Consider the following 12957-nt stretch of genomic DNA (forward strand, 5'->3'; position numbering starts at 1 on the left):
GAACGCGGCGCTTGGCAATCGGGGAAGCACACCCCGTCAACGGCCCTTGCTATTGAGACTGCCTCGCATTAATAAAGACACATTCGGTCGAGAGAATCGGGTGTCCTGATGTACGTCTGCATCTGCAATGCCATTCGCGAGAAAGACCTGCGCTGCGCCGCGCGGAGCCATTCCGGCGATGCCGAAACACTCTACGGCCGGCTGGGCTGCCAACCCCAGTGCCGCCAGTGCCTGGACGATGCCGAGGACGTGGTGGCGGACGAACGCGCCTGCGCCCTGGCGTAAACTACCGGCGCCTGACCAAACTCGCCTGATCGCGCTTCCTGCAACCGCCTGTCATTACCGCCACCCCGGCGCGAATCGTTCGCGCTTGGCCGATCGCCCCAGGCCGCATAGGCTGCTGCCCACCCCGGACGTTTGAAGGAGCCGCGCCATGAAGGGCGACGCCAAGGTCATCGAATTTCTCAACAAGGCGCTGTTCAACGAACTGACCGCCATCAACCAGTACTGGCTGCATTACCGCCTGCTCGACAACTGGGGCATCAAGAAGCTCGCCCACTTCGAACGGCACGAATCCATCGACGAGATGAAGCACGCCGACCAGCTGGCCGACCGCATCCTGTTTCTCGATGGCCTGCCCAATTTCCAGGCGCTGGGCCGGCTGCGCGTGGGCGAATCCGTGGAGGAAATCCTCAAGGCCGATCTCGCGCTGGAAATGGAGGCGATCCCGCTGCTCAAGGACGCGATCGCCCATTGCGAAAGCGTGCGCGATTACGTCAGCCGCGATCTGTTCCAGCACATCCTCGAAAGCGAGGAGGAGCATGTCGACACGCTGGAAAAGCAGTTCGACATGATCGCGCGCATGGGCCTGCAGAACTACATCCAGCTCAACAGCGAAGCGCCCGAAGACTGAGGCCACACCTGCGTCCTTGCGAGCGCAGCGAAGCAAACCAGAGCGGCACGCGGAGCCCTGGATTGCTTCGCTGCGCTCGCAATGACGAGACAAGATAACTGTCAGCAAGAAAGGGCGGTGCGGAAGGACCGCCCGGCCAGACGCCAAGGCATCTGGCCGGAGCTTTTCAGTCCTGCGGTTGCTCCTGACCGGCTCATGCCCGCGAAAGGCGGACGCACCGCCAGCCCCGGAACATGCCCCGTGCCGAACAGGTCGACCGGACAACACCATTGCGGATTGTATCACAAATCGCTCCGGAAAACAGCGTGTTTCGGTGTGTTGGCGGGCTTGGGGCCGGGTGGCCGGGCCTTGGCACTGACCGCTGGCGGGCGGGAGAGGGCCGGCAACCGGATATTAACTGTCGGCGTCGAACGAAAACCGGAACTTGCCCGTGCGGGCGGGAATGGGTGCTAGACGCAGGTTGGGGACGCCCATTGGCGGCAAAGCGCGCCTAAGCGTGCCGGAAAGGCCGGACTATATCCGTTTCGGTGCATTTCGGCGCACGAACAATCTTGCCCGAAACGCTGCGATTCGCAGCGAAGCGAATCTATTCAAAGGTCACGTTAGCAATGATTTAGGAGGCGGGGTTAGCGTGAGTACGCAGACATCCTGATAGTCTTGGCCTCTCACAAGCCCGTCACTATCATCCGGGAATGTCCGACCCGAAGCGTCATCACTACTTGCCCGAATTCTACCAAAAGGCTTGGATGGGCAACGACAACAAGGTCACTGTCTACCGGCGACGCCACGCAGGGAAGCTCGACATCCAGCGCAAAGCCCGGAAGTCAGTTGGTTGGGAGAGTGAACTCTACTCCGATCTAAGCGAAGCAGACCCCGAACTACGTCAACGGGTCGAAAGCGGCTTTTTGAAGCGGGTCGATGGCCTCGCCTATGAAGCACTGGCGGAGATGCTGAGGACGGCAGCACCTCCCATTGACCAGCAGAGGGCGAGCGCATGGGCGAGGTTCCTTATGTCGCTGCTGCACCGCCATCCCGCTAGGATGGCACTACTCCGCCGGGCCGTCGAACTCAACATGGAGGAAACCTTAGAAAGGGTCCGCCAACAATATCCGTCCCTTAAAGGAGAGAACGACCCGGAGAGTTTCGATGAGTACATCGTGGCTTCGCGCGGACGACTTCAGGAGAATGTGCTGGCACTACTCTTACCCCGCATCGTCGACTCACAAAAAGTCGGCAATGCGCTTCTCGAAATGACTTGGGGTGTGGGAGCAGCCCGGGGGACCAGATTCCGCTTCCTGACAAGTGACCGTCCATTGATGACGAGCAACGGCCTCGGCCACCGCGAGAGTTTTCTCGTGCTGCCGATCTCACCGGAGTTTTACTTCATCGCAGCCCGACGCAGGGAGACGATTGAGGCTTTCCGGCTCTTGAAGCCGAACGCCTTTATTGCCGGCGTTAACCACGCCGTCTGTCTCCAAGCCGAGGAGTTCGTCATCAGCCACGACGAAACGCAAACAACGTTCGTCGACAACCGACTGGGCGGATCCCCCTTTCATCCGGTTGTCCGTGACAGTCAGGGATCGATTTTTTGGGACAATCCGTACAGGTTTGACCCGTGGATCGCCTGACGGGAGTCCGGTCGGCAATTAGAAGATTGGGATGTGCACGCTCGTAAACATAGGCCAGCTACGCCGGCTGTAAGCGCCCGGAAGCCCCCCTAGCCCAACACCCGCGTTCGACACCTCGATCCCTTCGCTAGCCCGGACGGCTTCGGTCTCAACACCCCTCACAACCCAATCGCCCTCCCCACCCCAACCGCCTCGCGAAACGCCGCATCATGGCTCACCAGCAGCAGCGCGCCGTCGTAGCCGCGCAAGGCCTGTTCGATCACTTCGATGGATTCGATGTCCAGATGGTTGGTCGGCTCGTCGAGCAGCAGCAGTTGCGGCACGTGCGCGCCGGATAGCACGCAGGCGAGGCCGGCGCGCAGGCATTCGCCGCCGCTGAGATCGCGCACCGGCCGGTCGCCCTCCACGTTGCGGAAGGCGAAGCGGGCGAGCGCGGCGCGGGCGGCGTTTTCGTCCAGCTCCGGGTTGCGCCGGCGCATGTTGTCCACCAGCGTCGCCCCGCGATCGAGCAGGCTGACCGTCTGGTCCAGCAGGGCGAGCGGCACCGGGCGTTCGATGCGGCCCGCCGTGGGCGCGGCGAGGCCGGCGGCGAGGCGCAGCACCGTGGTCTTGCCCGCGCCGTTGCGCCCGGTCAGCGCCACGCGCTCCGGCCCGTGCAGCGCGAAGGACAGGCCCTCGACCACCGCGCGTTCCCCGGCGCGCCAGTTCACCGCGTGAAAGGCCAGCGCCAGCCGGTGCGGGGGCAGGCCGCAGGGCGGCAGCGCGATGGCGAGCGGGGTGGTCACCTCCACCTGCGCCCGCGCCGCGTCGAGCGCCGCCACCCGCGCCGCGATCCGCTGTTCGCCCAGCGCCTGGCCGCGCCCGCCGCTGTTCTCGGCGCGTTCGCGCTGGCGGCCCAGCAGGATTTTCGGCGCGCTGCCGCTGGCGGCGTGGGCCTGCCCCGCCCGATCACGCCGCGCCTGCCGTTCGCGCGCGGCCTGCGCCTCGCGCTGCGCCGCGCGCGCGTGCCGCTGCGCCTCCTCCACATCGGACAGCGCCCGCGCCCGCGCCGCGTCGCGCTCCGCCACCCACGACGACCAGCCGCCGCCGTGGACCGTGACCGCGGCGGGCGACAGCGCGACGATGCGGTCCACGCCCTCCAGCAGCGCGCGATCGTGGCTGACGAGCAGCACGCCGCCGCGCCATTGCGCGAGCAGGCCGGCAATCGCCGCGCGGCCCGCGTCATCCAGGTTGTTGGTCGGCTCGTCCAGCAGCAGCAGGTCCGGCGGATCGATCAGCAGGCGGGCGATGGCGATCCGCGTCCGCTCCCCGCCGCTGAAGCTGGCCAGCGGGCGGGCGAGATCGAGCGGCGGCAGGCCCGCCCCGGCCAGCGCGCCTTCCAGCCGGTGCGGCAGCGTCCAGTCGGCCTCGGCGAAATCGCGTTCGGTGCCCAGGCCGGCCTCGATCCGGTCCAGCCGGGCCAGCGCGGCGGCGACGCCGAGTGCTTCGGCGGCGGTTTCCCCGCCCGGCTCCACCACTTGCTCGAGCATCCCGGCCGTGCCGTGGACGGCGATCGTGCCGGCCTGCGGCGCGATCTGGCCCAGCACCGCGCGCAGCAGCGTGGACTTGCCCGCGCCGTTGCGACCGACCACGGCCACGCATTCGCGCCCCAGGTTCAGCGAAAGGCCGGAAAACAGCGACCGGCCGGACGGCGTGGCCAGTGCCACGGAATCGAGCGTGAGGAAGGAAGACATGACGGCACCGGAATTGACGAAGGGACGGGCGGTTTCAGCGCGTCTTCCGGTCCATTTCATGCTCCTGCGGGTTGTGCGGCCCAAGCCGCGATTTCAGAGTGTTACCAGATTGGCGCGGCGGCCGCAAACGGACATCGGAAGGCCCACCCCGCTGCGGCTAACGCCGCCTGCGGCGGCGCAAGCCTCGCTCCCCTCCCGCAAGCGGGAGGGGCTACCCCTTCTTCTCCCCTCCCGCTGGCGGGAGGGGCTGGGGGTGGGCCTTCGCGCCCCTCTGCCCGCGTTTGCAAACAGCACGATGGCACCCGCCCGCCGGATGCGGTATCGGCAGGCAACGTGCAAAAACAAAACACGGGAGAGTGGGCATGAAACGGTGGCTTGGAGGCTTCCTGGCGGGCGGCGCGGTGCTGGCGCTGGCGGCGTGCGGGATGGGCGGCGTGGGCGGCGGAGCCGGCAGCGCGGGCAGATCGCTCGACGATGCCGAAAAGGCCAGCGAGGCGCTGCTCAAGACCGGCGGCAACGGCGATAACTGGGCCGGCATCGGCTATGGCTATGACGAGCAGCGCTACAGCCCGCTGGCCGACATCAACGACCGCAACGTGGGCGAACTCGGCATCGCGTGGTACGCCGATCTGGACGACGCGCGCGGGCAGGAAGCGACGCCGGTGATCGTGGACGGCGTGCTCTATGTCAGCCATGCCTGGTCGAAGGTGGACGCGTGGGACGCCGCGAGCGGAAAGAAGCTGTGGTCGTTCGATCCGAAAGTGTCCGGCGAACGCGCCGTCAGCGCCTGTTGCGACGTGGTCAACCGCGGCGTGGCGGTGTGGGGCGGCAAGGTCTTCGTCGGCACGCTGGACGGCCGCCTGATCGCGCTGGACCGCAAGACCGGCCAGCAGCTATGGTCGACCCAGACCTTCGACACCACCAAGCCCTATACCATCACCGGCGCGCCGCGCGTGGTGAAGGACATGGTGCTGATCGGCAACGGCGGCGCGGAGTTCGGCGTGCGCGGCTATGTCACCGCCTATGACGCCGATACCGGCAAGCAGCGCTGGCGCTTCTACACCGCGCCCAACCCGGACAAGGCGAAGGACGGCGCCGTCTCGGACGATATCTTCGCCACCAAGGCCAACGCCACCTGGTCCGACAAGGGCGAATGGAAGACCTCCGGCGGCGGCGGCACAGTGTGGGACGCGATCGTCTATGACAAGGATCTCGACCAGATCTATCTCGGCGTGGGCAACGGCAATCCGTGGAACCACGGGCTGCGCTCGAACGGCGAAGGCGACAACTGGTTCCTCTCCTCGGTCGTCGCGCTCGATGCCACCACCGGCCGCTACAAGTGGCACTATCAGGAAACCCCGGCGGAAAGCTGGGACTACACCGCCACCCAGCCGATCATCCTGGCCGAGCAGGCGGTGAACGGGAAGCCGACCAAGGTGCTGTACCATGCGCCGAAGAACGGCTTCTTCTTCACGATCGACCGCACCACCGGCAAGCTGATCGATGCCAAGCCCTATGTCGACGGGATCAACTGGGCGAGCGGGTACGACCTTGCCACCGGCCGCCCGATCGAGAAGCCGGAAGCGCGCTTCTACAGGACCGGCAAGCCGTTCATCGCCATCCCCGGCGCGCTGGGCGCGCACAACTGGCACCCGATGAGCTACAACCCGGCGACCGGCCTCGTCTATATCCCCGCGCAGCAGATCCCGCAGGGCTATCTGCAGGACATGGACGAGCTGGACCGGCGCAAGGTGCTGGGCTTCAACATCGGCACCTCGCTCGACAAGACGATGCTGCCCGATGACAAGGCCGCGTTCAAGGCCGCCATCGCCGCCACCACCGGCCGCCTCGTCGCCTTCGATCCGCGCACCGGCAAGGTGGCGTGGGGCGTGGACTATCCCGCCGCGTGGAACGGCGGCACGATGACGACCGCCGGCAACCTCGTGTTCCAGGGCACCAGCACCGGCCGCTTCCGCGCCTATGCCGCCGATAGCGGCCGGCAGTTGCTCGATCTCGACATGCAATCGGGCATCGTCAGCGCCCCGGCCACGTTCCGCGTCGGCGGGGTGCAGTACATCGCTTTCCAGACCGGCAAGGGCGGCGCCTTCCCGCTCGTCGCCGGGGTGGCGGGCGGGGTCACGCGCAAGCTGCCCAACCTGCCCCGGCTCGTCGTGCTCAAAATCGGCGGCACAGTGAAGCTGCCCGCGCCCCCGGCCACGACCACGCTCGCGTGGAACCCGCCGCCGCAGTTCGGCACCCCGGCGCAAGTCGCCTCGGGCAAGGCGCACTTCGGCCGCTACTGCCAGGTCTGCCACGGCGACAGCGCCATCGGCAACGGTTTCACCCCGGACCTGCGCGTCTCGGCCCTGCTCGCCAATGCGGACGCGTGGAAATCGGTGATCGCCGACGGCGCGCTGAAGGATCGGGGCATGGTCAGCTTCGGGCGCGTGCTGACCCCGGCCGACATCGAGGCGATCCGCGCCTATGTCATCGACCGCTCGATCTGGACCAAGGCCAACCTGGCTGATGTGGCGCCGCCGGTGGGGCGGTGAGGGGGGACAGGGCTGGACGGGGCGACGTCAGGCGGGAGCGCAATGGGCGCGCTCCCGTTGGGGGTACGCCGATGGTTGTCGCGGAATGTACGGCAAAAACGGCCGCTTCGGCCGCATACACAGCACCGAATATTCCGCGACTCATTCACGCCGCCTACCGATGGCACGTCACCACTCTACAGAGTCATTGGAAGAGATTAGCGACGGCGAGAAGCGGTCAGACGACAGGATGCCTTTGTTCTCCACCACTTCGTCCACCATGTTGCCGTCTCTGAAGTGCTTTGCAACGATAGACTGCCGTCCCTCAAAGGTCTCACGCAGGTTAGCACAGACTCGGCCTCCAACGTAAGGCTTAGACTGTCCGAGCGGAGATGGTTGGCGTGTCCGACCAGCCGCGCTAGATGTTAAGTGGGTGCGTGCCGAATCTTGGTGCGCGATGGGGCTGGGAGTCAGCGGTGTACAAGATTGCGTCAATCGAGATCGCTGGATTCCGAGGGTCAGACAGAACGCTCCGCCTGCCAATGGATGCGGACGTCAATTTCTTCATCGGACGAAATGGAACCGGAAAAACGCGCCTAATGAATCTGCTCAACTTCGCTCTGTCTGGAGACGTACGAAATTTGATGCAGATTGAATTCCGGTCTGTGCTGTTTCGATTGTTCCGTCCTCGCGATCGGGCTCGACCATTTATCCGGATATCCAGGGGCACTGACGAAGACGGCTACATTGATCTTACTTATGAGCTTGGAACTAGTTCAAAGGCGAAGCCACAAACCTTTCGCATAAGCGCGTCCGATATTGGCGGTCCCTGGATGCGTCGACAATACCGATTGCTTACCGAAACACGATACTATCACACTGACGAACCGTCAGACCTCGCGCGCATCAAACAATCAATCGACAGGCTTATCCAGCTTAGTTGGATTTCTGTGCATCGCGCGGCCATGGAAGCGCCAGAAGAGCGTGAAAAGCGCTTCGAGTCGCCAGTTGATCGGAAAGCACATCAGGTCGCACGCGATTTCGGCGTCTATTTTTCCGTCCTCGATAAAGCAGCAGCAGAAGAAACTGATAAATTTCAACAAGTATACTTACTCGCCCTTATTTCACCATCAGGCTTTGAAGCTCTATCAAGCCTCGAAACTGTAAATCCAGAAGACGAGAAGTCCGCAATAAGGGGAATGTTCGCAGAATTTAACATCAAGTCTAGCGTATATGCCAGCAAACTGGAAAGTTTTTCAAAGCGTATGGCGAAAGCGCTGGCCAACTATGACCCAAAAGGGCCATTAGAGGCAAATGACTTTCTCGTATTGACGGATACGATCAGAATTCATGACTCCGTCAAAGAATGGCATCAGTTACTCAAAAAAAGAGCTAGCATCTATGCCCCAAAAGATACATTTGTATCCATTCTCAACGGAATGCTTTATAAGAAAAGAGTCTCAATAAACGCAGGAAATCAACCTATATTTCATTCCGAAAGTGGCGAAGAGTTAAATCTTGAACAGCTTTCCTCGGGGGAAAAGCAACTCTTTATCCTTCTTGGCGAGACACTGCTTCAAAAGCAACAACCGTGTATATTTATGGCAGATGAGCCGGAAATATCTCTTCATATTGATTGGCAAGAGCGCCTTGTCCCAAGCCTTAGGAAGATAAACCCGAACGCTCAGATTGTATTTGCAACACATTCTCCTGATGTTGTAGGAGCTTATGGTGACAACACGATTGATCTAGAGAAGATAGGATGATCGAGGCGTTCGATAGGAGTGCATCTGGTCGAAGAAATCGGGCACTATTTTATAATGTAGATCGTATCGTATACGTCGAAGGAGGTCGCGACGATAAAGGGGCGATGGAATCCTTTGATGGCCTTTTTTGGCGGCGCGTCCTTGGTGTTGTCCGGCCTGAGCTTCGACTTCGCATACTTCCAAGAGGCGGAAAGGATCAGCTCATAGCTTTAGCCAAAGGCATGGACAGTAGCGACGAGGGAAAGGTTATAGTTGCAATGGATCGCGACTATGATGGAATATTTAGAAGAACTATAGATAGCAAGTTTGTATTATATACTTACGGATACAGCTTTGAGAATGACATTTTCACACCTTTAGCTCTCGAAGACTTGTTTCTAAATCTTTGTCCAGTTTGCGATGATACTGTCGATTTCTCGCACCTCATTAACGAATTGATAGACGAATTCTGCAAAGATGCATGGTGGGCTCAGTTAGCCGATGTATGTGGGGGCATTGTGGCCAGAAAGGTCATAGACCGTGACCATGCACCGAAATATATGATGAACAATATCTATGGGTGTAAACCGAAGCTATCGAAGTCAGCACTTTCTATCGACGTCTACAAAGCCAATAGTGGCTCCCCTAGAGATCGCGTTCGAAATATTCCTTACAAAAAATGCCACTTGCCGGATTTTTCCGTAGGCCATCTATATGCAAGCTTCTGCTACAAAATTATAACTTATTTACATAATATCTATAGCAATACTGCAAAATTAACAAAAGACTCCGTAACATCTAGTGCGATTGCGAACTTTGCTGCACATATCGCAGCCGCGCCCCAATCGAAGCTCGGAGCGTATTACCAGGAGGCGCTGGCAGGGTGCTAAAAGGGAATGACTTCCGCCATCGGCCAAGCCGCAATCGCGTGAAGCTCTAAAGACGCGAAGGATGCACGCTGAACGAGAGCCGCTTTCCTTCTCTCTGCTGTGAGCTTAGTCAATCCCCAAGGTCCAACGCCCTGATCGCAATGACTTGACCTCAATGAAGGGAAGCTTCCTAACTTCGCGATCTTTATCCGGACAGTCCCTGACGTCCCCAAAGAAACAACCGAAGCACCCAAGAGCGCCCCGGCCGTTTCCGCTTTCGCCCTGAACCCCGGTTAAGCCCCGAAGCCGCCGTCGATGGTCTGCATCGAACCGGTGATCATGCCGGCGTGCGGGCCGGCGAGATAGGCGGCGAGTTCGGCGATTTCCTCGGGCCGGGCATGGCGCTTGATCGCCATGAAGCTGGACACCTCGAAGAACCGTCTGATTTTGGCGTAATTGCGATGTGATGGCACAGGAGCGGGTGGCGAGCTCCAGGCTTGGGTTGCTGATCTGCTTATTTTCTTGGCGGAGCCGGCTGCGTGGGCCGGTTTTTGGGTCACGCGGGCGCAGTACGCCCCTCAAGCCATGCGAGGCGCTGGAAGTTATAGGCAAGGTTGGCCATGCCGATCTTGATGCGGGCGCGGGCAATGCCGATGGTGCGCACGATCAGGCCCATGCGGTGCTTTTGCCCGGCAAAGACGTGTTCGACTGCCGAGCGGATGGCCGATCGCTTCGCATTGGCTCTGGCGACACGCTCGGGCATGGCACGGCGGTTCGGTTTGCGCTGGTGGATGTGGCTCTTGAACATGCCCCTCTCGAGAAAGGTTTCGTTTTTCTTCGACCGGTAGGCGGTATCAGCCCAGACGCCCGAACCGGTGTTGTTCGTGCTGATCAGGTCAGGCAACCGGGCGCCGTCATGGGCATTGGCGGCACTGGCATCCCAGGTCCGGATCAACCCGTGAGCCCGGTCGATGCCGATGTGGTTCTTGTAGCCGAACATCGGGATGGCGAGATCGACCGGCTTGAAGGCCTTGGGATCGGCACCCTCCTTCACCTTGGCCTTGGTGTACTTCACGCTCCAGCGGGCATCGCGATCCTTCTGACGGAGCCGGGCTGGCTTTGCCTTCCATGCCTCCGGGATCCGGCCGTCCTTGATCGCTGCCTTCTCCTCGTCGGTGTTCCGCTGCTTGGGGGCAGGCACAACGGTAGCATCGATGATCTGGCCGCCCATGGCGAGATAGCCCCGGTCGGTCAGTGCGGCATCGAAGCGGGCGAAGAGCTTGTCGATTGCCTTGGCTTGCACCAAGCGCTCGCGGAACAGCCACACCGTCGTTGCATCCGGCACCGTGCCATCGAGCCCAAGGCCCAGGAAGCGCTGGAACGACAAGCGATCCTTGATCTGGAATTCCGTCGCTTCGTCCGAAAGCGAATAGAGCGCCTGCAGCACCAGAATTTTGAACATCATCACCGGGTCAAACGGCGGCCGCCCGCCTTTGCCACGAACACTGCGGCGCAGAGCGGCGATCAATGGCCCCCGGAAAACCTCAAAGTCGACCACCCCGGACAGACGCTCCAACGGATCACCCGCTGCGCTCAAGGCCTCGTACCGGTTCGAAAGATCAAAGAAACCGGGCTGTCCCGCCATCATCGCCTCCGCTCATCCGCAAGGGCAGTGAATCAGGTCAGGCCGACAAGCGCCAGAGTTTTTCGAACCCTCCAGCTGTGCATCGTCGCGGCCATGGGGCCTTCGGCCGGGTTCATGTCGCTGTCCGTCGGTCCCGGCTGGATGGCGTTGACGGTGATCCCGCGATCCCCGAAATCGCGCGCCAGCCCGCGCACCATGCCCTGCACGGCGGACTTGGTCAGCGCATAGGCCGCGCCGCCGGCAAACGGCATGCGATCGCCGTTGACCGAGCCGATCACGATGATCCGGCCGTCGGCGTTCATCCGCCGCGCCGCCTCCACCGAAGCGTGATAGGGCGCGCGCACGTTCACGTCGATCATGTGGTCGACCGCGTCGGGATCGAGCTCCAGCGGATCGCCCATCGCCAGCGTGCCCGCGTTGACGACGATCACGTCCAGCGCGCCGCGGCCGGCGACGACGGAGGTGAGCGCATCGCGGTCCGCGCTGTTCGCCTGGATCGCCTGCGCGCCGGTTTCGTCGGCCAGCGCGGCGGCGGCATCGCGCGATCCGGCATAGGTGAAGGCCACCGCCGCGCCCGCCGCGCGGAAGCGGCGGACGATCGCGGCGCCGATGCCGCGGCTGCCGCCAAGGACAAGCACATTCTTTCCGGTAAAGTGGAGGGTTCGAAAAACTCTGGCGCTTGTCGGCCTGACCTGATTCACTGCCCTTGCGGATGAGCGGAGGCGATGATGGCGGGACAGCCCGGTTTCTTTGATCTTTCGAACCGGTACGAGGCCTTGAGCGCAGCGGGTGATCCGTTGGAGCGTCTGTCCGGGGTGGTCGACTTTGAGGTTTTCCGGGGGCCATTGATCGCCGCTCTGCGCCGCAGTGTTCGTGGCAAAGGCGGGCGGCCGCCGTTTGACCCGGTGATGATGTTCAAAATTCTGGTGCTGCAGGCGCTCTATTCGCTTTCGGACGAAGCGACGGAATTCCAGATCAAGGATCGCTTGTCGTTCCAGCGCTTCCTGGGCCTTGGGCTCGATGGCACGGTGCCGGATGCAACGACGGTGTGGCTGTTCCGCGAGCGCTTGGTGCAAGCCAAGGCAATCGACAAGCTCTTCGCCCGCTTCGATGCCGCACTGACCGACCGGGGCTATCTCGCCATGGGCGGCCAGATCATCGATGCTACCGTTGTGCCTGCCCCCAAGCAGCGGAACACCGACGAGGAGAAGGCAGCGATCAAGGACGGCCGGATCCCGGAGGCATGGAAGGCAAAGCCAGCCCGGCTCCGTCAGAAGGATCGCGATGCCCGCTGGAGCGTGAAGTACACCAAGGCCAAGGTGAAGGAGGGTGCCGATCCCAAGGCCTTCAAGCCGGTCGATCTCGCCATCCCGATGTTCGGCTACAAGAACCACATCGGCATCGACCGGGCTCACGGGTTGATCCGGACCTGGGATGCCAGTGCCGCCAATGCCCATGACGGCGCCCGGTTGCCTGACCTGATCAGCACGAACAACACCGGTTCGGGCGTCTGGGCTGATACCGCCTACCGGTCGAAGAAAAACGAAACCTTTCTCGAGAGGGGCATGTTCAAGAGCCACATCCACCAGCGCAAACCGAACCGCCGTGCCATGCCCGAGCGTGTCGCCAGAGCCAATGCGAAGCGATCGGCCATCCGCTCGGCAGTCGAACACGTCTTTGCCGGGCAAAAGCACCGCATGGGCCTGATCGTGCGCACCATCGGCATTGCCCGCGCCCGCATCAAGATCGGCATGGCCAACCTTGCCTATAACTTCCAGCGCCTCGCATGGCTTGAGGGGCGTACTGCGCCCGCGTGACCCAAAAACCGGCCCACGCAGCCGGCTCCGCCAAGAAAATAAGCAGATCAGCAACCCAAGCCTGGAGCTCGCCACC

At 62.1% G+C, this 12957-nt stretch carries 10 protein-coding genes and 1 pseudogene; 7 read left to right on the forward strand and 4 right to left on the reverse strand.

Annotated elements, in window-relative coordinates:
* Positions 1 to 108 precede the first annotated feature (108 nt).
* The 3 genes from FA702_RS10220 (at position 109) to FA702_RS10230 (ending at position 2541) form a co-directional block, all read left to right on the forward strand.
* The gene (locus FA702_RS10220; RefSeq protein ID WP_136956060.1) at positions 109 to 285 is read left to right on the forward strand and encodes a bacterioferritin-associated ferredoxin; all 177 of its coding nucleotides are present in this window, start codon (positions 109 to 111) and stop codon (positions 283 to 285) included.
* Positions 286 to 433: 148 nt separating this feature from the next.
* Complete coding sequence (gene bfr / locus FA702_RS10225) at positions 434 to 913, forward strand: bacterioferritin (protein ID WP_136956061.1); 480 nt, start codon at positions 434 to 436, stop codon at positions 911 to 913.
* 692 nt (positions 914 to 1605) lie between these two features.
* The gene (locus tag FA702_RS10230; RefSeq protein ID WP_136956062.1) at positions 1606 to 2541 is read left to right on the forward strand and encodes a DUF4238 domain-containing protein; all 936 of its coding nucleotides are present in this window, start codon (positions 1606 to 1608) and stop codon (positions 2539 to 2541) included.
* 158 nt (positions 2542 to 2699) lie between these two features.
* On the opposite strand, the gene FA702_RS10235 is transcribed toward FA702_RS10230, so the two are convergent.
* Complete coding sequence (locus FA702_RS10235; RefSeq protein WP_136956063.1) at positions 2700 to 4274, reverse strand: ATP-binding cassette domain-containing protein; 1575 nt, start codon at positions 4272 to 4274, stop codon at positions 2700 to 2702.
* 362 nt (positions 4275 to 4636) lie between these two features.
* On the opposite strand from FA702_RS10235, the gene FA702_RS10240 reads away from it, so the two are divergent.
* From FA702_RS10240 to FA702_RS10250, 3 genes are all read left to right on the forward strand, one after another.
* Positions 4637 to 6826 carry a PQQ-dependent dehydrogenase, methanol/ethanol family gene (locus FA702_RS10240; protein WP_210417529.1) on the forward strand — a complete coding sequence of 730 codons (2190 nt, stop codon included), beginning with the start codon at positions 4637 to 4639 and terminating at the stop codon, positions 6824 to 6826.
* A 455-nt stretch (positions 6827 to 7281) separates the two neighbouring features.
* Complete coding sequence (locus FA702_RS10245; protein WP_168196046.1) at positions 7282 to 8571, forward strand: AAA family ATPase; 1290 nt, start codon at positions 7282 to 7284, stop codon at positions 8569 to 8571.
* Positions 8568 to 9440 (forward strand): DUF4435 domain-containing protein, encoded by an 873-nt coding sequence (locus tag FA702_RS10250; protein ID WP_136956065.1) that lies wholly within the window; start codon positions 8568 to 8570, stop codon positions 9438 to 9440. Before FA702_RS10245 ends, FA702_RS10250 begins: the two co-directional genes overlap by 4 nt.
* A 272-nt stretch (positions 9441 to 9712) precedes the next feature.
* On the opposite strand, the pseudogene FA702_RS10255 reads toward FA702_RS10250, so the two are convergent.
* The 3 genes and pseudogenes from FA702_RS10255 to FA702_RS10265 all read right to left on the reverse strand — a co-directional run.
* Positions 9713 to 9841 (reverse strand): annotated as a pseudogene (locus FA702_RS10255) (SDR family oxidoreductase); the annotation flags it as partial.
* A gap of 134 nt (positions 9842 to 9975) precedes the next feature.
* Positions 9976 to 11064 (reverse strand): IS5 family transposase, encoded by a 1089-nt coding sequence (locus FA702_RS10260; RefSeq protein ID WP_136957250.1) that lies wholly within the window; start codon positions 11062 to 11064, stop codon positions 9976 to 9978.
* A gap of 32 nt (positions 11065 to 11096) precedes the next feature.
* Positions 11097 to 11702 (reverse strand): SDR family NAD(P)-dependent oxidoreductase, encoded by a 606-nt coding sequence (locus FA702_RS10265; protein ID WP_255504518.1) that lies wholly within the window; start codon positions 11700 to 11702, stop codon positions 11097 to 11099.
* A 90-nt stretch (positions 11703 to 11792) separates the two neighbouring features.
* Between FA702_RS10265 and FA702_RS10270 the strand changes: the two genes are divergently transcribed.
* Positions 11793 to 12881 carry an IS5 family transposase gene (locus FA702_RS10270; RefSeq protein WP_136957250.1) on the forward strand — a complete coding sequence of 363 codons (1089 nt, stop codon included), beginning with the start codon at positions 11793 to 11795 and terminating at the stop codon, positions 12879 to 12881.
* Positions 12882 to 12957 lie beyond the last annotated feature (76 nt).

It is taken from the genome of Novosphingobium sp. EMRT-2 (genome assembly GCF_005145025.1).
In the GTDB taxonomy this organism is placed as follows: domain Bacteria; phylum Pseudomonadota; class Alphaproteobacteria; order Sphingomonadales; family Sphingomonadaceae; genus Novosphingobium.